17 protein-coding genes and 1 pseudogene are annotated in these 21,000 nt (G+C 64.4%); 8 read left to right on the top strand and 10 right to left on the bottom strand.

The genetic code is table 11. The features are described 5' to 3' along the window. Nucleotides 1-6: 6 nt before the first annotated feature. Genes MNOD_RS15980 through pdhA form a run of 3 tightly spaced genes read right to left on the bottom strand, consistent with a single transcriptional unit; the run spans nt 7 to nt 3,195 of the window. On the bottom strand, nt 7-1,107 hold the full coding sequence (locus MNOD_RS15980) for a dihydrolipoamide acetyltransferase family protein (RefSeq protein ID WP_015929960.1): 1,101 nt from the start codon (nt 1,105-1,107) through the stop codon (nt 7-9). Between the two features lie 17 nt (nt 1,108-1,124). Next, nucleotides 1,125-2,105 carry an alpha-ketoacid dehydrogenase subunit beta gene (locus MNOD_RS15975; RefSeq protein WP_015929959.1) on the bottom strand — a complete coding sequence of 327 codons (981 nt, stop codon included), beginning with the start codon at nt 2,103-2,105 and terminating at the stop codon, nt 1,125-1,127. Next, nucleotides 2,098-3,195, bottom strand: a complete 1,098-nt coding sequence (gene pdhA, locus MNOD_RS15970) for a pyruvate dehydrogenase (acetyl-transferring) E1 component subunit alpha (protein WP_015929958.1) — start codon at nt 3,193-3,195, stop codon at nt 2,098-2,100. Before pdhA ends, MNOD_RS15975 begins: the two co-directional genes overlap by 8 nt. Nucleotides 3,196-3,396: 201 nt before the next feature. On the opposite strand from pdhA, the gene MNOD_RS15965 reads away from it, so the two are divergent. Both MNOD_RS15965 and MNOD_RS15960 read left to right on the top strand, forming a co-directional pair. Then, the gene (locus MNOD_RS15965) at nt 3,397-3,600 is read left to right on the top strand and encodes a hypothetical protein (protein ID WP_043748813.1); all 204 of its coding nucleotides are present in this window, start codon (nt 3,397-3,399) and stop codon (nt 3,598-3,600) included. Nucleotides 3,601-4,062: 462 nt separating this feature from the next. Then, nucleotides 4,063-4,941 carry an alpha/beta hydrolase family protein gene (locus MNOD_RS15960; RefSeq protein ID WP_015929957.1) on the top strand — a complete coding sequence of 293 codons (879 nt, stop codon included), beginning with the start codon at nt 4,063-4,065 and terminating at the stop codon, nt 4,939-4,941. A gap of 239 nt (nt 4,942-5,180) precedes the next feature. Here the strand turns inward: MNOD_RS15960 and MNOD_RS15955 are convergent, their stop codons facing one another. Next, nucleotides 5,181-5,504 (bottom strand): hypothetical protein, encoded by a 324-nt coding sequence (locus MNOD_RS15955; RefSeq protein ID WP_244424746.1) that lies wholly within the window; start codon nt 5,502-5,504, stop codon nt 5,181-5,183. Nucleotides 5,505-6,426: 922 nt separating this feature from the next. On the opposite strand from MNOD_RS15955, the gene MNOD_RS15945 reads away from it, so the two are divergent. Further along, nucleotides 6,427-7,740 carry a hypothetical protein gene (locus MNOD_RS15945; protein ID WP_015929954.1) on the top strand — a complete coding sequence of 438 codons (1,314 nt, stop codon included), beginning with the start codon at nt 6,427-6,429 and terminating at the stop codon, nt 7,738-7,740. Nucleotides 7,741-8,100: 360 nt separating this feature from the next. Continuing rightward, a complete protein-coding gene (locus MNOD_RS15940) occupies nt 8,101-8,355 on the top strand; it encodes a hypothetical protein (protein WP_015929953.1) in 255 nt (84 codons plus the stop codon). 548 nt (nt 8,356-8,903) lie between these two features. On the opposite strand, the pseudogene MNOD_RS15935 reads toward MNOD_RS15940, so the two are convergent. Then, nucleotides 8,904-9,740, bottom strand: a pseudogene (locus MNOD_RS15935) (IS5 family transposase). Between the two features lie 594 nt (nt 9,741-10,334). Between MNOD_RS15935 and MNOD_RS15930 the strand changes: the two are divergent. Then, nucleotides 10,335-11,024: a TetR/AcrR family transcriptional regulator gene (locus MNOD_RS15930; protein ID WP_015929952.1), complete on the top strand. Its 690-nt coding sequence runs from the start codon at nt 10,335-10,337 to the stop codon at nt 11,022-11,024. A 209-nt stretch (nt 11,025-11,233) separates the two neighbouring features. Here MNOD_RS15930 and paaK read toward each other — a convergent pair whose 3' ends face one another. The 5 genes from paaK to paaG all read right to left on the bottom strand — a co-directional run bounded on the left by paaK (nt 11,234) and on the right by paaG (nt 15,881). Beyond that, nucleotides 11,234-12,565, bottom strand: a complete 1,332-nt coding sequence (paaK, locus tag MNOD_RS15925; RefSeq protein WP_015929951.1) for a phenylacetate--CoA ligase PaaK — start codon at nt 12,563-12,565, stop codon at nt 11,234-11,236. Nucleotides 12,566-12,605: 40 nt separating this feature from the next. Continuing rightward, entirely contained in the window at nt 12,606-13,070 is a 465-nt protein-coding gene (gene paaI, locus MNOD_RS15920) for a hydroxyphenylacetyl-CoA thioesterase PaaI (RefSeq protein WP_015929950.1), read from the bottom strand. Then, complete coding sequence (locus MNOD_RS48070) at nt 13,067-13,312, bottom strand: hypothetical protein (protein ID WP_015929949.1); 246 nt, start codon at nt 13,310-13,312, stop codon at nt 13,067-13,069. Before MNOD_RS48070 ends, paaI begins: the two co-directional genes overlap by 4 nt. A 273-nt stretch (nt 13,313-13,585) precedes the next feature. Beyond that, on the bottom strand, nt 13,586-14,944 hold the full coding sequence (locus tag MNOD_RS15910; protein WP_244424745.1) for an MFS transporter: 1,359 nt from the start codon (nt 14,942-14,944) through the stop codon (nt 13,586-13,588). 151 nt (nt 14,945-15,095) lie between these two features. Then, nucleotides 15,096-15,881 carry a 2-(1,2-epoxy-1,2-dihydrophenyl)acetyl-CoA isomerase PaaG gene (gene paaG / locus MNOD_RS15905; protein ID WP_015929947.1) on the bottom strand — a complete coding sequence of 262 codons (786 nt, stop codon included), beginning with the start codon at nt 15,879-15,881 and terminating at the stop codon, nt 15,096-15,098. Between the two features lie 132 nt (nt 15,882-16,013). Between paaG and paaN the strand changes: the two genes are divergently transcribed. Genes paaN through MNOD_RS15890 form a run of 3 tightly spaced genes read left to right on the top strand, consistent with a single transcriptional unit; the run spans nt 16,014 to nt 20,985 of the window. Then, nucleotides 16,014-17,675: a phenylacetic acid degradation protein PaaN gene (gene paaN / locus MNOD_RS15900; RefSeq protein WP_015929946.1), complete on the top strand. Its 1,662-nt coding sequence runs from the start codon at nt 16,014-16,016 to the stop codon at nt 17,673-17,675. A gap of 23 nt (nt 17,676-17,698) precedes the next feature. Continuing rightward, nucleotides 17,699-18,907, top strand: a complete 1,209-nt coding sequence (pcaF, locus tag MNOD_RS15895) for a 3-oxoadipyl-CoA thiolase (RefSeq protein ID WP_015929945.1) — start codon at nt 17,699-17,701, stop codon at nt 18,905-18,907. Nucleotides 18,908-18,909: 2 nt separating this feature from the next. After that, on the top strand, nt 18,910-20,985 hold the full coding sequence (locus MNOD_RS15890; RefSeq protein ID WP_015929944.1) for an FAD-dependent oxidoreductase: 2,076 nt from the start codon (nt 18,910-18,912) through the stop codon (nt 20,983-20,985). The last annotated feature ends 15 nt before the right edge of the window (nt 20,986-21,000 follow it).

Below are 21,000 nucleotides of genomic sequence, written 5' to 3'. Positions count from 1 at the left end.
TCTGAGTTACGACTTCAGCTCAAGGTCTGACTTCAGTGCGACCATGAAGCGAGCGGCTTCGCCGCCGGTCACGACGCGATGATCGAAGGTGAGCGACAACGGCAGCACACGCCTCAGGGCAGGGTGGCCCTGATGCGCGACTGGCTGCTGGGAAATCCGCCCCGCTCCAATGATCGCCACCTGCGGCGGCACGATGATCAGGTTGGCAAACCGGCCTCCGATCATCCCGAAATTCGACAGCGTAACGGTCGCGCCGCGCAGCTCCTCAGCGGGTATCGAGCGCGCGATTGAATCAGCCCGCAGGCGATCGAGGCCGGCCCGCAAATCCGATACGCTGCGCGCTGCGACATTGCGCAATACGGGAACGATGAGGCCACCCTCGGTATCGACGGCGATGCCAAGATCGACGCGCTCGATGAGGCGCCGTTCTCCCGCGGCGGAACTGTACCAGGCATTGAGAGCGGGTTCTGCCTTGCAGGCGGCGGCGATGGCCCGCACCAAGCGGATCGTCACGTCCTCGCCAGTCAGCCAATCATCGATGTCGGCTTCATCGGTTACGGTGGCGGGGACGACTTGCGCATGGGCTGCCGTCATGCGTTGGGCCATCGCGCGCCGCATGCCGCGAAGGGGCTCGGCGCGGCCGGTTTGGGACAGGTTCTTTGCGGCCCGTTCGACGTCCGACCGCGTGATGGTGCCATCGGGTCCCGTCGCCTCGACACTCTCAAGATCGACATCGAGCTTGCGCGCGAGTGCGCGCACAGCCGGAAACACCCGAGGCTGCTGCCCGGTCGGCCGCTCCGAGAGGATTCCTGCCGCGGGCGAATGTTCGCCGCTGCCGAGCTCGCCTACGATTGTGCCAGTGTCTTGTTCGGCGCCTTCGGCAAATTCGACGAGCGGCATGCCGACCTTCACGATATCTCCGTTGGCGCCAAATACGTGGGCGATGCGTCCGTTCGTTGGGGACGGAATTTCGACGACCGCCTTGTCGGTCTCAACGGAAAGGAGCGGCTGATCGGTGACGACGTGATCGCCTTCGTTGACATACCAGGTGACGATCTCAGCCTCTTCAAGGCCTTCTCCCAGATCCGGCAGCATGAACTGGCGCATAGGATGTCCGTTGAGAACTAGCTGAACTGGCACGCCCTGCGCGCCCCAGTGACGATGCGTTCGACCGAAGGCATATAGTATTGCTCGAGGCGTGCCATCGGGATGACGGTGTCATAGCCGGTGACGCGGGTCACGGGCGCAAGCAGCGAGGGAAGACCACGCTCGGCGATAAGGGCTGCGATCTCGGCGCCAAATCCGCCGGTGTGTGCCGCCTCGTGCACGATAACGCAACGTCCGGTCTTTGCAACCGAATCGAGCACGGTACTCTCATCATAAGGCTTGAGCGTGGCAAGATCGATAACCTCGGCGGCAATGCCTTCGGCGGTAAGCGCATCGGCTGCGGCCATGGTCTCCCTCACCACCGCGCCCCAACTGATCAGCGTGATGTCGCGTCCTTCCCGCAGGACGAAGGCACGATCCAGCGGCAAGGCTTCACCGTCATCCTGCACCTCGCCCTTTGCCGCACGGTATAGGCGCGTTGGCTCCAGAAACACCACCGGATCGGGATCGCGGATCGCGGCGAGCAGAAGTCCATAGGCGCGCTCCGGCGAAGAAGGGATGACAACACGCAAGCCGGGAATATGGGCGAGCATCGCCTCGGTGCTTTCGGAGTGATGCTCGGGCGCGCGAATGCCAGCCCCATGCGGCGTACGCAGGACCATTGGACACGTGAGCCGTCCCTGGGTGCGGTTACGCATTCGGGACGCGTGGTTCACCAGCTGATCCAGGCAGGGATAAATAAACCCCATAAACTGGATTTCGCCGATGGGCTTCAGCCCCTGCGCCGCCATGCCCACGCAGAGCCCGCTGATCAGGAGCTCAGCAAGCGGCGTATCGAAGACGCGCTCAGCCCCAAAGCGTTTCTGCAGGCCTGCAGTCGCGCGGAAGACGCCTCCGTTGACGCCAACGTCTTCACCAAGCACGACCACATCGGGATCGTCCTCCATCGCGCGTCCTAGCGCCAGATTGATGGCTTCCACCAGCGTTACCTCAGGCATCGTGCTCTCCCGTGAGCTCGCGGCGCTGTGCGGCATAGACCTCGGGTAGATCGGCGTAGAGGTGATCGAACATGGTTTCCGGCCGGCGCGGAGCCGTTGCCAGATAACGCTCGACCGCCGCCTCGATGCGCTCATGGCACTCGGTGGCGAGCCGCTCCTCGTCTGCTTTGCCCCACATTTTTTGAGCAACGAGATAGGCCCTCAGGCGGGCGATCGGCTCTTCCTTCCAACGCGCCTGGACTTCGTCAGCCGAACGATAGCGTGATGCGTCATCGGAGGTTGTATGGTCGCCGAGGCGGTAGGTGACCGCCTCGATGAAACGGGGGCCTTTGCCGTCACGCGCTGCGGCAATGGCCTCTTCGGCAGCGGCGCGCATCGCCACCACGTCACTGCCATCGACCTGCTCACCGGTGAATCCCGCGGCGATGGCCTTCTGCGCCAGCGTTTCGGAACTGGTCTGCAGTCGCAACGGCACCGAAATGGCCCATTGATTGTTGGTGGTGACGAACACGACGGGCAATTTGTGCACGCCGGCAAAATTCATCGCTTCGTAGACGTCGCCTTTCGAGGTGGCGCCATCGCCGAACAGGCACACGGCGACATGCGGCTTCTTGCGCAGCTTCAAGGCATAGGCGACGCCGGCGGCATGAGGCGCCTGAGATCCCACGGGAACGCAGAATGGAAAATCGTGGACCGGTCCGGAGAAACAATTGCCTCGTTCGTCCCCGCCCCAAAACAGCAGGATCTCTTCAAGCTTGACGCCGCGCCAAAGCAGCGCGCCATTGTCGCGATAGGAGGGTAACAACACATCTTCTTCTCGCATCGCACTGGCTATCGCAACCGATACCGCCTCTTGGCCGAGCGAAACGGCGTAAGTCCCGAGCCGACCGGTGCGCTGCAGTGCAACAGCCTTTTTGTCAAACAGGCGCAGCAGCACCATGGCCCGGTAGAGCGCGATGAGCAGGTTGGCATCGGAGGCGAAGGCGGGGAGCGGCCGGGCTATCGAGCCGTCTGGCGCGAGGTATTTGCGATGGCGCACCTCAAAGCGCGCGACGACGGGGAGATCCTGGTTTACCCTTCGGCTGGCCACGCTCTCACTCCTGGAGCGATTGTGTCTTGTATAACTTATTCAGTTGGTGTTTGTGCCGGGACGATGCAAGAGCACGCGGGCGCCCGTTGATGCGCATCCGGTCATTGCTGCACCATGAACAACCCGGTGCTGACGGAGCAAATGCTTCCGACGCTGGCACGGGTTGCCGGTCCGGATCGGGTCCGGCTGTGACCGGCCGCCATGGCGACCGAGGACTTTTCGTTTTTCGCCCAGCAGGTGCCGGGCCTGTTCTTCTGGGTCGGGATCACGCCGCCGGACCAGGATCCGAGACGAGCTGCGCCGAACCACTCACCGCTGTTCAAGGTCGACGAGACGGGGCTGCTGTTGGGCTTGCGCGGCATGCTGCACGTGGTCGCCGACCATACGGGCAGCGGGGCCGCCTGATCGGGTCAGCTGGAGCCCGGAGCAAAGTCGGCGCGCTCCAGTCTGATTGTACGATGTGCAGAAAACGACGGGAAACCTTCCACGCGGATTGGGTCCCGCCCGGCGCTCCAGCCCCTCAGCCGTCTGTGTCAGGAAACCCTGTCAGGAAATCAAATGTCCGGAAAACGCTCGCAACCGGACGTTCCCCACACCGGCTGTGAAGGTCTGAAAGGGGTCACTCTCTTCCGTTCGGTGCTGACTTGGTCGAATCGGCCGCGTGCCTCGAAGGCGAGTTGACCTGAGAAGGGCAGGGGGCGAGCCTGCCGACCGCAAGAGGTGGTCTCCAGCGCGCACGTGTGTCGCGGGGCGTGAAAGCCTGTCCTCGCCTGACGCGCCCGCGTGTGCCCGTCGCAGTGCTATGAATGGAGCGCAGGTTGCAGCCTGTCCACCTGGCACGAGATAGGCCCGCGCGAGGAGATTGGCATGAAGCGGTGCGTTGCTCTCGCGCTTGTGGCTGCACTTGCAGCCAGTTCAGCTTCCGCCGAACCAGTCGAGCTTTCGACCTTTCGCAGTCTGCCGCGGCCCGAGCCCACTCTGCAGGTCCGCTACGGTGAGGCATCCACGCAAGTGGTCGACGTTTTCCTGCCTGCCGGCCCTGGTCCGCATCCGGTTGCAGTCCTGATCCATGGCGGCTGCTGGAGCGCCACCACTTCGGGCCGCGAGCAGCTGCGGCACCTCGGGCCAGAGTTGACCCGGCATGGTATCGCAGTGTGGAGCATCGGGTATCGTCGCGCGAACGATGCCGGCGGCGGCTATCCCGGCACCTACCTGGACATCAGTGCCGCACTTGAACGCCTGCACGGGAATGCAGCACTCCACAACCTGGACCTCTCGCGCACGGTGCTCGTCGGTCATTCGGCAGGGGGCCATCTCGCCCTTTGGGCAGCGTCACGCTCCTCGCTTCCTGCCACAAGCCCGCTACATGCGGTGTCCCGGGTCGTACCCCGCGCAGTCATCAGTCTGGCAGGCGTCGGGGATCTCGATGCTTTCGCACGTTTTGTCCCGCTGTTCTGCGGCAGTGGGATCCTTGAGTGGCTTGCCCCGCCGGACAAGCTCGCGGAGGTGTCGCCGGCCGCCCTCGTACCATCGGCGGCCTCGATCGTTCTGGTCAGCGGCGTGCTTGATCGGCTCGTGCCACCCTACGTTGCGTATGACTATGCCCGCGCCGTGCGCGCCAAGTCCGGGGCCGCGGTGCGGCTGATCAACATCCCGGATGCCGGGCATTTCGACTTGGTCACGCCGAACTCGTCGGCATGGGAGGAAGTGCGCAGCCTCATCGAGTCTGCTCTGAAAGTTCCGTAGGTCGCCGGCTTCTACGGCAGAAGGGTGTCCCTTGCTGCAGCACGAACGGGCAGGCTGGTCACGCAGAGATTGGTCTGCAACGCGCCAGCATCGGAATGTGCCGTCGACGTTTCAGGCGGGCCCTGCAGGACGGACGGAGAGACGGAACGGGTCGAAAAAGAAACGGAGCAGCGGCCCAATATTGGGATGGCTAAGCAGCTGCTTTGGCGAGGCAGCAAGCCGGCCAGCAATGCTAACGCCTACCAGTCAGCGAGCGGGAAAGGCCACCTCAGCCGGGTCTTCATCTGGCCGTGCGGGTCGGGTTTACAGCCCCGCATGCCCACGATCATGGTGATGCTGATCGCCTCCTCGAAGGACGACAGGTTGGGCTTGCGGATCTGGATCCAGGACTCCGGCAGTTTCTCCGCGCACCAGTCCAGGAAGGTCTCCGCGGTGTCGCCCGCCGGCCACTCGCAGCCGGTCAGGTACTCCATCAGGCTCACGCGGTGCGTCACCTTGATCGCCAGCCCAGGCCACCTGCGCGGATGCCCGTGGCGGGCGTCGTCGCGCAGTTCACGGATCACCAAGCGGACGCATGCCATGGCCGCGAGTTGGCTCGCCGCCCCTTGCGATTCGGTTATCCGAGACGAAGCCCGTGCCCTCGTAGGTGATGAGCGCGACCGGAATGCCGAGGCGGCGTCCCAGCTCGCGCGCGAGATCGACCGAGAGGGCTTGTCACGTTGGTCCGGGTGATGGCTTGCCCAGGCTCGACGGGCGGCATAGCCGGTAAGGATGAACGCGCCCTCCTACGCCGGCTTCCGCTACTCCTCCACCTGAACTGCCTGCTACCGAACGAGGCCGAACTCGATGCCGAGAGCCTGCCGCGCGTCGCCATGCCGAACCGCAACGGCTTCGTGCCCGATGCCCGGCCGGACGTTCCCCACCGAAACCGTGACAGGGCACGTCGGGCGAAGGCCGGTGCCCTCCGGAGATCGGGGGCGGCATCGACCTCGGCGCCAATCAGGGCGGCGACCTCGACGGCCTGGTTGCGGATGTCGGGCGCCGCGAGGCATTCCCACGGCGCGCCGCGCAGGAGCGGCCCGAGGGTCCAGAGCCGGCCCGGCCGGACGCCCCGCACCCGATAATCCGGACCGACATCAAGGCCGAGCCGGAAGGGCCTCGGCCGCACGAGACCCCGCGCCGTCAGGCGGTGCAGCAGCGGGTCCGCGCTCTCGTCGATGCGCCCGATCCCGGTCGCGTCGAGGAAGTGGTGCTTCGTCACCACCAACTCGAAGGGACTGATCGTCAAGCTCGAGGCGAGCATCCGCAAACGGTTCGGCGCCGCCCGGCGGCTCATCACGATCACGGCCGACACCGGCTCGCGGGCCGATGTGCAGGACTTCGTGGCGAACGCCGCCGCCCGGGCAGCCGACTACGACGTCATCCTCTGCTTGCCCTCGCTCGGCACGGGAGTGGACATCACCTTCCCTGACAAAGCCAAGCATCGTGGATGCCGTGTTCGGCTTCTGCGAGCCGAAGATCAACACGCACCTCGACTTCGACCAGCAGCTCGCCCGTGTCCGTCATCCCGGAATTGCCAAGATCTGGATCGCGCCCCGCCGCTTCAACTTCGAGACGCATCTCGACGTGGTGCGGCACGACATCCCGCGGGCCGGACTGTACAAGGACATGCTGGATGGCTTCGGCGACGACGGGAAGCCACGCTTCGTCGAGGATGATCCGCTGATCGAGATGGCGGCCCTCGTCAAGTCAGCCCAGCGTGCCTCGAAGAACAACCTGCGCGGCAACTTCATCCGCTACAAGCAAGCTCAGGGCTGCACCATCGTTCACGTCGGCAAGAACCTCGACCGGAGCGTCGATGGTTACGCCGCGTTGAAGCGCGGAGAGGCTCTGGCCGGCGAGGAGCTCGAGGCCCGGATCATGGGTGCGTCAGTCCTGACGCAGCCTGACTTCGAACAGGTCCAGAAGGCTCTCGAGGCGGGCGACGTCGTCAGTGAGGCGATCCGCAGCTCCTACAACCGCACGCGCCTGGAGCTGTTCTACCGCGCCGAGGCATCACCGGAGCTGGTCCGGCTCGATCGCGGCGGCAGAGGTCGACGGGAAGTCCGCCTGTTTCAGGAGGTCACGCGCCTCCCGCCAGAGGCCGTCCCGGCGAACCCGCTCGAGCCGCTGCACAGGGACCTGAGCTTCATCGGCGACGCCAGGCGGGACCTTGCCCCGACCCTCGTGCGGCTTCTGCGGCTGACGCCGCTGTGGCGGGAGCATCGGCACGATCCGCTCCCCATGGGTGTGAGCGTGAGCGAGGCGGGCCGGTTGGCTCCGCCCCTCGATGCGTGGCTGCTGGTGCCGGACGGACGCGTCGCGGGATCGTTCGACGCCGAGGCGGTGCTCGACACCCGTGACCTCCAGACCCTCGCGCGATTCATGATCGACAACAAGGAGCCGCTGGAGAGCCTGCTCGGGTGCGAGGTCCGCGCCGACGTCCTGAAGAAGCCGGCTCAGCAGCTGGGGCAGGTGCTTGGCCTCCACGGGCTCGCCCACACCGGGGCCGGAACCCTGAAGATCTCGGGCCGGAAGATCCGCCGCTACCGGCTCGACGCGACCGCCCTGTCCGCGATGGAGGGGATCGTGGCCCGGCGGGAGCGGAAGAAGGGCTGGGCGTTCCTGGTCGACCGCTACGGGCCGCACATGGACCCGTCGGACGCCGATGATTGGAGCGAGGCCGAAGCGGAGATCGCGCGCGCGGCCGAGTTCGTGCGGGGGGACAACGGGGACAGTACAGGGAGAGGAGAAAAATGATCTCTAAAGAAATCCCCGCGTTGTCCCCACCACCGCTCGTCAGGGGGGACAACGGGGGCATTACAGGACGAGGGGAAAGATGATCTCTATAAAAATTGCCCCGTTGTCCCCGCCGCGAGGGGGGCAGGGTCGGGAGCGGGGAGGGGGGCGCCCACTCTCCCGGACCGCGAGCCTGCAGCCGGAGGCACCATCCTGCGGATTGCGACGATCCACTCTGATCCTCCAATCAGGAGCAGGGGAGGGGGCGGGTGCCGATCCCGCCCCTCGTCCCCGCCCCAAAGGCAAACGAACACCCCAGCCGCCCCGCGCCGGCTCCAAGATTCCGGCCGTCCTCCTTTCTCGAGCTGACCGCGTCCCCCGATGAGCCGCAGCTGCCCCTCTCGCGATGCCGGGCTGTTCCCGTCCGAGGCCGAGATCGCGCGGCGGCTCAGCCAGACCCCGCAGGAGTGGGCCGCCAAGGCCAAGGTGCTCGAGCGTGACGGGTTGCCCCGCGTCGACCCCCTGATGGGCGGAAGGTTCTGGCCGGCGGTCCGCGCGTACTTCCTGGCGCGGTACGGTCTTGCCGGTGCCGAGGCGCTCGCGCCCGACGGCCCGGAGAACCTCGATGCCCTCTGACCGCAACACGCCCGGCCTCAAGGTCCGACGCAATCCGGGCAGGACGCGGGCGCCGACCTCGACCACATCCGCGCGGCCGCGGCGCACGCGCAGGCCGGGACGACGCAGCGCTACTCGCGGGGCGCGGTGGGCAAGTCGCGACGGGTCGCCGAACTGCGGGTCGCACACCGATAATCTTCGCAACTCGGTGATGCGCGAGGTCCCACTCATGGCGCAGCTGAGCCACTCGTTGCGCCGATCTCCAATGGGTGAGAATTGACCCGAAGCGGCCCCTCGCGGCGCGTGTCGGGAACGTCCGGTTGCGAGGGTTTTCCGGACATTTGATTTCCTGACACGGTTTCCTGACATCGGCCGCCACATGGGACTCTCGCGTCAGGCGCGTCAGCCGGAGCCGCCGTCCGACCTGTAAGGAATCCGTCGTTTTCTTTACACATAACAATCGACTGGCGGCACCAATAGGGGTTGCATGGTCGCAAACCATCTCTGGGCCGTCGTACTCGGCACCTTCCTGCTGCGTCCGAGTGTCCCTCAGAGCCGGACTCAAAAGTTCACGTTGGATAGCAGCACCTTGCGAGCCATCGTGACATCAGCCGGATGCTGGCGATGAAGGCCCACGCAGCGGAACTCGCGGTGGTTTTCTCCCGGTCCTTCGCGAGGCGCCGGCAGCGGCCAAGCCAGGCGAACGTTCGTCCGACCACCTATCTGCGCGGGAGAACCGCGAAGCCCTCTGCGGTGTCGGATCACTGGATGATCGCGATGGTCCAGACGCCCTGGCCGCGAAGCGCCGCGCGCAGCTTGTCACCCGCATAGCCGCCATCGGCGAAGATCTGGCACAGCGAGGGAAAACGGGAGCGGATCGCCTTCAGCAGAGCCGGGGCTCCGTCGCGATCCTGCACGTCGGCCCCGTGAACGAGGACGAAGAGCATCAGCCCGAGCGTGTCGGTCACGATGTGGCGCTTGCGGTCTTTGATCGTCTTGCCCACAGCGTAACCCGCCAGCCCTCCGCTCTCGCTGGTCTTCACACTCTGGCTGTCGATGACGCCCGCGGTGGGGCTGGCCTCCCGCCCTTCCAACTCCCGCGTGCTCAGGACCAAAAGGTGGTTGATCGTCTCCCAAAGACGGCTGTCCCGCCAGCTGTAGAGGTAGCCCTGCACCGTTGATCGGGGCGGAAAATCCTTGGGCAGCATCCGCCATTGGCAGCCACCGCAGGCGATGGAGAGGATGGCGTCCATTACCGCCCGCAGATCGGTCGTGCGCGGCCCCCCTCCCGACTTGGGTGGGGGCAACAGGGGCGCAATCACGGCCCATTCCCGATCCGTCATGTCACCCGGATAGCGAGCAGACGAACGCTGATGGTGGCGGCGAGCCGCATCATCCCAGGCCATCGGATCCTCCGCCTCTCTGTCGGGCGGAGGGATCACAACCCATTGAGATCACTCAACTCCGTTTCGGCCCGGCTCTGACGGCCCTCCGAATCTCGGTCCGGCCAAAGCGTAAGCCTCCGAATATGCACCAGATGCACCCTGAAGATCGGCTGCAGGTACTTTATCCGTAGCAAACTGAACGCGATGATGTCTTCGGTGGCGAGCTCGCTCCCGATGCTGCCTGATTGATTTGGAAGCTATTTGTAATTCGATTTTTGCTGAGCAGGTCCCACACATCCAGATCGGTGTTGTAAACAGCGTACAGGGCGTGCGATCAGGATCGAAAAAGCCTCACCTGCGTCTGCATGGTTGTTGCGGATCGCCTTGGAGGCCGCCGACGGTGCTCCTGTGCCGGCGTAGCCGACGACTGGAGAGCTGCCCGACGCGTCAGAAGCCCCCATAGCTGGGCTACGCTTGCAGATCCCCTGACAAATCATTAATTGACCATACGGACAAATTTTTTGGTATCTGCGGGGATCCGCCATGGGCGGAGACGGGTTCGCTCCATGCCCTGCGAGTAGGGCTGGACGGGCTGGTCGACACGGATGAGGCAACATGGCTCGCACGCGCGCTCAGGACTACGACCTTAAACGACAGACAATCCTACACAAGTCGGCGGAACTCTTCGCTCAGTTTGGCTATTCTGGCACCTCGATCGCCATGATTGCAGAGGCCTGTGGCGTGTCCAAGGCCCTGCTCTACCACTATTATCATGATAAAGAGGCAGTGCTCTTCGACATCCTGTCATCACATCTCGAGCAGCTCATTGAGGTGGTGGAGTCTGCCCTTGAGACCGCGCCTGAGGTCAGTCGCATCTATGCTATCGCGGCTGCGCTGCTCGAGGCGTATCGCGATGCCGATGCTGAGCACCAAGTCCAACTTGCGAACCTCAAGCTGCTACCCGCCGAGAAACAAGAGGTGCTGCGTGGTATGGAGCGCCGGCTCGTCACCTATTTGTCCGATGCCATCGCGGAGGCAGTGCCCGAGATCGGTCGCGGACCGCTGCTCAAGCCCGTTACCATGTCAGCCTTCGGGATGATTAATTGGCATTATCTCTGGTTTCGCGACGGCAAGGGCCTCTCTCGCGCCGATTACGCCCGCCTCGTAGCGGAGTTGATTACGACTGGTGCAGCAGGAGCCGCCGAGGCTCTCGCAGCGCCCATCCCTGCCAGTCGGATGACAGTGCCACCACGTCCCGCTGCGGCGGTCAGCCGCCGGAAGACGCCAGCCCCTGGTGAAGTCTAAGCCGAAGGGGGCTCAGCGCTCCGCAGCACGAGGGCGGCGCAAGCCGGAGTAGTAGGCTCTTCTCGCCCCTGCATGTCTCGCTACGACAATGAGCTTTTCGACAAAGCATTTCGTACCAACAGCAAAGGCCCGGCATGAGCCGGGCCTTGTCGACTGTCAGTACCAGAGAGCCTTGTCTACCTGCCTCCCGGAGAAGAACAAGAGAATATTCAACCTTTTGGTCGGCGGTCGATGATGCGCTTTGCCTTGCCGGTGGCGGAACGCTCGATGCCGCCAGGCGCATGCAACTCAATGCGAGTCGTGATGCCGATCGTGTCCTTGATTCGGGCGAGAATACGCTGAGCGCAGACATCGAGATCGGCGCTGGCATGGGCGTCCTCGCGGACCTCGGCATGGACGGTCATCTCGTCCATGCGGCCCTCACGCGTGAGCTCCAGCTGGTAATGCCCTGAGCAGGGCTCGATTGCCAGCAGGATTTCCTCGATCTGAGTCGGGAAGACGTTGACGCCGCGCAGGATGATCATGTCGTCCGAGCGCCCGGTGATCTTCTCCATGCGCCGCATGCCGGGCCGAGCCGTACCCGGAAGAAGGCGTGTGAGGTCCCGCGTGCGATAACGGATGATGGGAAAGGCTTCCTTGGTGAGTGAGGTGAAGACGAGCTCGCCCTTCTCACCATCGGGCAGCACCTCGCCAGTCTCTGGATCGATCACCTCTGGCAAGAAGTGGTCCTCCCAGATGTGAAGGCCGTCCTTGGTCTCCACGCATTCCTGCGCCACTCCCGGGCCGATCACCTCGGACAGGCCATAGATGTCGGTAGCATCCAGGGCGAAGTCACGCTCAATCTCCTCACGCATGGCGTTGGTCCACGGCTCGGCGCCAAAGATGCCGAACTTCAGGGACGAGGCGCGCGGATCAAGGCCGGCTTTCGTGAAGCCGTCGAGAAGCGCGAGCATATAGCTTGGCGTCACCATGATGGCGTCGGGTCGGAAGTCGTTGATCAGCTGGACCTGTCGATCGGTCATGCCGCCTGACATGGGCACTACAGTGCAGCCCAGCCGCTCTACGCCGTAGTGCGCACCGAGACCTCCGGTGAACAGGCCGTAACCGTAGGCCACGTGCACCATCATGCCAGGTCGCACGCCCGCCGCGCGGATGGAGCGAGCCACTACGTCGGCCCACATGTCGATGTCAGCCGCAGTATATCCCACAACGATGGGTTTGCCGGTGGTGCCCGAGGAGCCGTGGATTCGCATCAACTTCTCGCGCGGCACGGCGAACATGTTGAATGGGTAGTTGTCCCGCAGATCGGTCTTGACCGTGAAGGGAAACTTGGCGAGATCCGAGAGATCTCGCAGGTCGGACGGGTGGACGCCTGCCTCATCGAACTTCCGCCTGTAGAACGGCACGTTCTCGTAAGCATGGCGCAGTGACCAGGCGAGACGGTCCCGCTGCAGGGACAGGATCTGATCTCGCGACGCGCGTTCTGCCGAATCAAGCCCGCCTTTGATCGTTCGCCCTAAAGAAGATGATGAATCAGACATGGCTGTCCTCCCTTCACTATTAAGCTGATGATGCAGTACTTTATTCTTCCGGTGCGCCTGCTGGAGGGGCGATAACAGCGCCTCCGATGGTACGGGAATGCCCGCGAAACTGCGCGATTACGACGTCGTCTTGCGTCACCGCAACGTCGTAGATGCCGGATCGGCCGAGACGGGCGACTTCCCGTGCCACGGCCACGAGCCGTCCTCCGCAGGTGCCGGGGCGAAGGAAGGTGATGGAGCAGTGCGCCGCGACTGTGCGCTCATCATAAGTGTTACAGGCGAAGGCGAAAGCGCTGTCGGCCAGGGCAAAGATGAAGCCTCCGTGGGCCGAACCATGGCCGTTGGTCATGCGCTCGGTGAGCGTCATCGCGAGCGTCGCCGTGCCGGGGCCGACTGCCAGGATCTCAATCCCGAGCCCCTGGCTGGCAAGGTCCGTCGCCCACATCGCCGCCGCGCACAGGCGCGCTGTCTCCTGAGCCGAACGGAGCAGAGTAGGCGTGCTCATGAGCACCACCCCAAGAAGCAGGCAGACCGCTTTTCTATGAAGGCGGTGACGCTCTCGCGGCAAACCGGCGTGTAACCCGCCTCGCGCTGCGGGTCGAGATCGTGATCCCCGTTCGCAGCATCGTCGAGTACTGCGGCCATGGCCCGGCTCAGCTCTTCATTGAAGGAGTTGAGGCGGTCGGGACAGTTGAGCGTCAGCTCCGTCCAGCCGTCATGATGCGTCACGAGAAGCGATGGATCCACGTCGACCTCCCTGTCCGGGCTCCTCGGAGGAGTTTTTAATTTACCGATCATTCGGTTAATAATAGCGGAAGAGACACGGCTGTCAATGCCTATGGAGACCGCACCACTCTTTCCTTTTCAAATATTAGACCAGGATCGAGAGCAAATACGTCAACTCCTGGTGTCCAGTTCGCGTCGCCTATCGCTCGGTATTAGATGCAGCAACCAAGCAGAACTCCGAGATAAAATGCAGAGCCACGCTAAAGACAGGCGCGGCCCTGCTCAGGGCATAACTCACTGTCCGACCAAAACGGGGGGAGCGTTATCCAGTTTTATCTTTGTCTTCTGGACCGGCGGAATCTGATGCCTGACCATCCAGAGCCCGGTCAGTACGCAGACCATGGCTACGCCAAGCATCGTGAAATAGGCCGATGCACCGCCAGCCGTGATCACCGCAGCTCCAGCAAACGCGCTCAGGATCGCCCCCAGTCGCCCAACTGCAAGCGTCGCAGCTGTGCCGGTGGCCCGCACATTGGTAGGATACACGTGGGCGCATAGGGCATAGATGATGCACTGCACGGTGGTCACGAACAATCCGTGCACTCCAACCCCAAAGATTAGGACATTCGTGTTTTGGGTGGGGTTCACCCCGATCAGCAGGAGTGCGCTGAGTGCGCCGCCCGCGCTGAACACCGCCAGCGGCCAGCGAGAACCGAAACGGGCAACTGCAGCTGCGCAGAGCAAGGCGCCGCATACGCCTCCCAGATTGTAGGCGGTCAATCCAGAACCGGCCACGCTCGCACTGAGCCCCTCGTTGGCCAACATGGTCGGCAGCCAGCTGAATGCACTGTACACGGCCAACAGGCATGCAAAGGTCGCGAGCCAGAGGGCAATTGTGTCGCGTCGGCGCCCCTCTTCGAACAGAGCGCGCAAACCAGCATCTTCCTCGACCTTTTCTTCCCTGCTGTCGATGAACGTCGACCCTGCCGACACAGGGCGGGACATGCGTCCGAGTAGCCTGATCAACTCGGGCCAACGGGCATGGTGGTGAGCCAAAAAGCGAGGAGACTCCGGTAGACGAAAAAACAGCACTAAAGCGAGAAGGAGCGGGATCGTACCGCCTATCCAGAATAGACCGCGCCAGCCGAACGCTGGGAGAATAAAGCTTGCGAATACTCCGCTGAGCATGCCGCCCAGCGGGAAGCAAACGATGGTAGCTGTGATGGCTATCGTTCGGCTTCGGGCAGGGGTGTACTCCGCCGTCATGGTGGTCGAGGTCGGAAGCGCGCCACCGATCCCGAGCCCCGCGACGAACCGAAGCGCAGCCATCATCCAAAGGTTCTCGGAGAAGCCGATAGCGCAGGTCGCTAAACTGAATAGCAAGACACTGCAGATGACACCCATGCGCCGTCCAAAATGGTCGGCCAACATCCCTGCGCACGCACTTCCGATCGCCATGCCGATGAGGCCGGACGCCACCACAGGCGCAAAATCACCCCGAGTTACGTTCCATTCTTTGATGATGAGGGGGATCGCAAATCCGATGAGTTGGCCATCAAAGCCATCTGCCACAATTGCGAGCGCGGCCAGAACAACCACTATCTTCTGCATCGTTGTCCAAGGGCCGTCATCGAGGATCTGGCCGATGTCCACCCTCTGCTCCTGAGAGTTATAGGTCACAGCCATTGCAGCACCCCCTGTTCAGAACGAGCTAGAAGGCCGGTTGGGGGCTGGCCGCACACCATTTCAGGTGGAGCCCCATTGGTTGGCAGAGACATCCATCACCTCCCTCGTTAAGCGATGTTTATGAGCGCCGCCCCGAGAAGCGGGCCGGCCGCTTCTCCATGAAGGCGGTGACACCCTCGCGGTAATCCGGCGTGCGACCCGCCTCGCGCTGCAGGTCGCGCTCGAGGTCGAGTTGTGCATCGAGCGTATTGCCGGCCGAGGCATTAAGCGCCGCCTTGGCCAACGCGAGGCCCTGCGTCGGCTGGGTGGCGAGGTGGGCGGCGAGCGCCCGAGCCTCCGGGAGCAGAGCCACATCGTCCACCGCCCGCCAGATGAGACCCCAACTCTCGGCCGTCTCCGCGCTCACCGGCTCGGCAAGCAGGGAAACTGCGCGCGCGCGGGCCTCGCCGATCAGGCGCGGCAGGAAGAAGGTGCCGCCGGAATCCGGCACGAGGCCGATCTTGGCGAAGGCCTGAATAAACTTGGCCGAGCGCGCGGCCAGCACAATGTCGCAGGCGAGCGCAAGGTTTGCGCCCGCGCCCGCGGCGACTCCGTTCACCGCGCATACGACAGGCTTGCGCAATCCGCGGAGCCGCCGGACCAGGGGGTTGTAGAAGGTCTCGATCGTGTAGCCGAGATCTGGGGGACCATCGGCGCTGACGCGCTCGCCGAGATCCTGCCCCGCACAGAAACCACGGCCGGCCCCCGTGAGAAGGACCGCGCGACAGGCGTCATCTTCTGCGTCATCTAGCGCCGCGGCGAGCGCCCGGCTCAGCTCTTCATTGAAGGAGTTGAGGCGGTCGGGACGGTTGAGCGTCAGCTCCGTCCAGCCGTCATGATGCGCCACGAGAAGCGATGGATCCACGTCGGCCTCCCTATCCGGGCTCCACAATGAGGGTGGAAGCCTCTTGCATTAACCGATCGACCGGTTAATGATAGCCGAAGTGGCACGGGTGTCAACGTCGTTGAAGACCGCGTCGTACTCGGGAGGAATGTCGTGGACGATCTGTTTCAGGCTCACGCCGCGCTGCTCGATGCGGCGGTTGCTGCGTCACGCCGTCGAGAGTTTTGGTCGGCTTTCCCCGAGCATCCGAAAGCCTATCCTGGCTCGGCCCCGGCCGAGGGACAGGCGGCCTTCGAGGCCCTGAAGAATCGCCCTTTCGAGCTTGCGCGCGATGAGCAGGATGAGCTGCGCGGCTGCTGGGTCGGCGAGGAAGTGTCTCCCTTCGGTATGCGGCTCGGCATCACTTATCGCTCACAAGCTGCGGATGATCTCGTTGCGGCGGCTCAGAGGGCGCATGCAGCCTGGTCGGAAGCGTCGGTGGAGCAGCGCGTCGGCGTCACACTCGAGATCCTCGTACGCCTGAACGCGGCGAGCTTTCTGATCGCCCAGGCGGTGGAGCATACGACCGGACAGGCTTCCGCCATGGCCTTCCAGGCCGGAGGGCCTCACGCGCAGGACCGGGGGCTCGAGGCCGTCGCCTACGCGTATGCGGAAATGACGCGCGTCCCCGAGGCCGTCCGTTGGGAGAAACCGATCGGGCGGTCGTTCATCCGCCTCGACAAGAATTTCTTCGTCGTGCCCCGTGGTATCGGGCTCATCATCGGCTGCGCCACTTTCCCGACTTGGAATAGCTACCCGGCCCTCTTTGCGAACCTTGCGACTGGCAATGCTGTCATCGTGAAGCCGCACCCGGCCGCGATTCTGCCACTCGCTTTAACCGTGAAGATTGGGCGCGAGGTGCTCGCTGGGCAGGGCTTCGATCCCGACGTGCTCCAGCTCGCGCCGGACACGACAGAAGCTCCGCTCGCGAAAATTCTGGCGACGCACGCGGCCATCGACATCGTCGATTTCACAGGTTCTTCAGCCTTTGGCAGCTGGCTACGGACCAACGTGACGGACAAGCTCCTGTTCACCGAAGAGGCGGGCGTGAACACGATCGTCATCGCCTCGACAAATGCCTTCTCGGCGATGTGCCAGAACATCGCTTTCTCCCTGTCCCTCTATAGCGGACAGATGTGCACTGCGCCTCAGACCATTTTTGTTCCAGCGTCTGGGATCTCGACTGACGAGGGGCACAAGAGCTTCGAGGCGGTGGCCGCGTCGATCGCAGGCGCTATCGATGCGCTGCTCTCAGATCCGGTTCGTGCAGGTGCGGTGCTCGGAGCGATCCAGAGTCCGGAAACCCTCACGCGTATCGAAGCGGCGCGTACCCTTGGCAGGGTCGTGCGTGACAGCTCAGCCCTACCGCTCGAGAGGGCTCGGACTGCAACACCGCTCCTGATCTCGCTCGATGCGTCCGAGGCCACTCCTGCGCTTGAAGAATGGTTCGGGCCGATCGCCTTCATCGTCGCGGTGCACGACGCCGAGGAAGGCATTGCGCGGGCGAGCGCCGCAGCCCGCACCAAGGGCGCGATCACGGCCGCGCTCTACAGCACGGACGAGGCGCAGATCGCGAGGGCGATCCCGTCGTATGCCCGAGCAGGTGTCGCGCTCTCTGTGAATTTAACAGGCGGGATCTACGTCAATCAAAGTGCAGCCTTCAGTGACTATCACGTTACGGGCGCCAATCCCGCCGGAAATGCCTGCCTGACCGACACTGCCTTCGTAGCTGGGCGCTTTCGCGTCGTATGTGTTCGTCGTCCGGCTGCCGCCTGAATTCCGCTTCCAAGGAGAGCACCATGTCTCACGCCTATATTTGCGATTTCGCCCGCACGCCCATCGGCCGCTATGGCGGCGCGCTCAAGGACGTTCGCGCCGACGACCTCGCGGCCTATCCGATCCGCGTGCTGAAGGAGCGCAACCCGGGTATCGACTGGGAGGCGGTGGACGACGTGGTGCTCGGCTGCGCCAACCAGGCCGGGGAGGACAACCGGGACGTCGCTCGCATGGCGGCGCTGCTCGCCGGCCTGCCAGTGAGCGCACCGGGGACAACGGTCAACCGGCTGTGCGGCTCGGGCCTCGACGCGGTCGGCATCGCCGCCCGTGCCATCATGACGGGCGATGCGGACCTCATGCTGGCGGGCGGCGTGGAGAGCATGACGCGTGCGCCCTTCGTGATGGGCAAGGCGACGGAGGCCTTCTCCCGCCAAGCGGAGGTGTTCGACACCACCATCGGCTGGCGCTTTGTGAACCCGCTGATGAAGGCTCAGTACGGCATCGATTCCATGCCCGAAACCGGCGAGAACGTCGCCGAAGAGTTCCGGATCTCGCGACAGGACCAGGACCTCTTCGCTCTTCGCTCGCAGCAGCGCGCAGCGGCGGCCCAGGCCGAGGGGTTCTTCGACCGCGAGATCGTGGCTCTGGAGGTGAAGGGCAAGAAGGGGGCGGTGATCCGGGTAGATCGGGACGAGCATCCGCGCCCCGACACCACGCTGGAGCAGCTGGCGGCCCTGAAGACCTCGTTTCGCAAGGAGGGCGGCACCGTAACGGCCGGCAACGCCTCCGGCGTGAATGACGGGGCCGGTGCCCTCATCCTTGCTTCAGAAGAAGCCGCACGGAAGTATGGCCTCACGCCGCGGGCGCGGGTGGTGTCCGTCGTGCAGGCGGGCGTGCCACCGCGCATCATGGGCATCGGGCCTGCCCCGGCCACCCGCAAGCTCCTCGCGAAGAATGGACTCTCTCTGAGCGAGATCGACCTGATCGAGCTCAACGAGGCGTTCGCCTCACAGGCCCTGGCGGTATTGCGCGAGCTCGGGCTGCCGGACGATGCGGAGCACGTGAACCCTCACGGCGGAGCCATCGCGCTAGGCCATCCGCTCGGCATGTCGGGGGCGCGGCTCGCAATGACGGCCGTGAGTGCGCTCGAGGTCCGCGGCGGCAAGCGCGCGGTCGCCACGATGTGCATTGGCGTTGGACAGGGGATCGCCGCCCTCATCGAGAGGGTGTGAGCGTGAGTACCTCGACATCTCCCGTCCAGGTCCACCGCCACGGGACGGTGGCGGTGATCACCATCGATCACCCTCCGGTGAATGCCCTGTCGCAGGCGGTGCGGCAGGGCCTCCTCGCTGCCGTGCGCAAGCTCGATGCCGATTCCTCTGTTACGGCATTGGTGATCACTGGCGTTGAGGGCCGCTTCATCGCGGGTGCCGACATCCGCGAGATGAACCAGCCTCCGGGCGAGCCGCTCCTGCCCGACGTCGTCGCGGCGATCGATGCTTGTACCAAGCCGCTGATCGCGGCCATCGGCGGCCCGGCTCTGGGCGCGGGCTTAGAGATCGCGCTCGCTTGCGATGCGCGTCTCGGTGGACCCGCGGCGCAACTCGGCCTGACCGAAATCAGGCTCGGTCTCATCCCGGGAGCGGGGGGGACGCAGCGCTTGCCGCGCCTCGTCGGCGTGGCCCGGGCGGTGTCGCTCATTGGCGAAGGTCGCGTGCTGAAGGCGCCGGAGGCCCACGACCTTGGTCTGTTGGACGAGGTGGTGACGGGAGACCTCCTGGTCGCTGCCCTCGAACGAGCGCCGCACGTGGCCAAACGCCGCGTCTCGGAGCTTCCCGTTCCGCGGGGTGATGCGGCCGCGGAGGCGCTGGCCTTCTCCCGCGCACGGAAAGCGGCGAAGAGTGTTCCGGCGATCGAGGCCGCGATCCGGGTGATCAGCGCCGCGCATGAAGGCGATTTCGCCTCCGGCCTTGCTCAAGAGCGCGCTGCCTTTCTTGCCTTGCGAGGGAGCTCGGAAGCGCGCGCTCTGCGCCATCTCTTCTTCGCCGAGCGCGAGGCCGGCAAAGTCCCAGGAATGGCGGAGGCGGTTGCGCGTCACGTGGCCATGGTCGCGGTGATCGGCGCCGGGACGATGGGCGCGGGCATCGCGGTCGCCCTCGCCGACGCCGGTCTGCCTGTGATGCTGGTCGAGCGCGACGACACGGCGGCTTCGGCCGGGCTCAGCCGGGTTCGCGACCTCTACGAGCGACAGGTGAAGAGTGGTCGCATTTCGGAAGCGGATGTGGCGGAAAGACTCGGTCGCATCCTTCCAACGTCGGATTGGAGCTGTCTTGCCGCTGCCGACCTCATCGTCGAGGCCGCCTTCGAGGACATGGCAGTGAAGGCGGATATTTTTCGCCGCCTCGACGCTGTCGCGAAGAGCGGCGCGGTGCTCGCCACGAACACCTCCTACTTGGACCTCGACGCGATCGCGGCTGCCACTTGCCGCCCGCAGGACGTGGTGGGGCTGCATTTCTTTGCTCCCGCCCATGTCATGAAGCTCCTCGAGGTGGTGCGTGGCAGGGCCACTGCACCCGAGGTGATCGCCACCGCACTCACCCTCGCGAGGAGGGCAGGCAAGCAGCCCGTGGTGGCTGGGAATTGCGACGGCTTCATCGGGAACCGCATCTATGCAGCCTATCGGCGCCATGCGGAGTACCTTGTCGAAGACGGGGCGGCTCCCGATGCCGTCGATGCAGCGCTCGAGGCCTACGGCTTTGCCATGGGCATCTTCACCGTGTCCGATATGTCCGGCCTCGACATCGCCTTCGCCATGAGGAAGCGCCGAGCTGCGACCCGTGACTCTCGCGAGCGTTACGTCGCGATCCCGGACCGCCTGTGTGAGCTCCAGCGCCTCGGGCGGAAGACGAATGCAGGGTGGTACGCCTATGATGCAGCGGGACGGAAATCCGTCGATCCGTTGGTCACGCAGCTGATCGCTGCGGCGCGTGCGGAGAAGGGCATCGTTCCCCGTACCTTCACGGCTTTGGAGATCCAGAACCGCCTTCTTGCGGTCATGGCCAATGAGGGTGCGAAAGCCCTCGCGGAGGGTGTCGCGCTGCGCGCCTCCGACATCGATGTCGTGTTCGTCAATGGCTACGGCTTCCCACGCACCAAGGGCGGACCGATGTGGGCTGCCGACCAGATGGGACTGCCGCGCGTCCTCGCAGAGATGAAAGCGGCTCAGGAGGCGGGTGGCTCTGGCTCGGAGCCTGCGCCCCTCCTCGTCGAGCTGGCGCGCACAGGTCGCAGCTTCGCCGACTGGCACTAGGGAAGGACAATTCAG

Source organism: Methylobacterium nodulans ORS 2060 (assembly GCF_000022085.1).
Classification (GTDB): Bacteria; Pseudomonadota; Alphaproteobacteria; order Rhizobiales; family Beijerinckiaceae; genus Methylobacterium; species Methylobacterium nodulans.
This window is presented reverse-complemented; position numbering and strand designations above follow the sequence as displayed.

Bases quoted from the DNA above. Each gene is read 5' to 3' on its own strand.
- paaI (WP_015929950.1), bottom strand. From the start codon at position 13,070: ATGAGCACGCCTACTCTGCTCCGTTCGGCTCAGGAGACAGCGCGCCTG.
- MNOD_RS15960 (WP_015929957.1), top strand. From the start codon at position 4,063: ATGAAGCGGTGCGTTGCTCTCGCGCTTGTGGCTGCACTTGCAGCCAGT.
- MNOD_RS15980 (WP_015929960.1), bottom strand. From the start codon at position 1,107: ATGCGCCAGTTCATGCTGCCGGATCTGGGAGAAGGCCTTGAAGAGGCT.
- MNOD_RS15965 (WP_043748813.1), top strand. From the start codon at position 3,397: ATGGCGACCGAGGACTTTTCGTTTTTCGCCCAGCAGGTGCCGGGCCTG.
- MNOD_RS15940 (WP_015929953.1), top strand. From the start codon at position 8,101: ATGAGCCGCAGCTGCCCCTCTCGCGATGCCGGGCTGTTCCCGTCCGAG.
- paaK (WP_015929951.1), bottom strand. From the start codon at position 12,565: ATGTCTGATTCATCATCTTCTTTAGGGCGAACGATCAAAGGCGGGCTT.
- pcaF (WP_015929945.1), top strand. From the start codon at position 17,699: ATGTCTCACGCCTATATTTGCGATTTCGCCCGCACGCCCATCGGCCGC.
- MNOD_RS15975 (WP_015929959.1), bottom strand. From the start codon at position 2,105: ATGCCTGAGGTAACGCTGGTGGAAGCCATCAATCTGGCGCTAGGACGC.
- MNOD_RS15930 (WP_015929952.1), top strand. From the start codon at position 10,335: ATGGCTCGCACGCGCGCTCAGGACTACGACCTTAAACGACAGACAATC.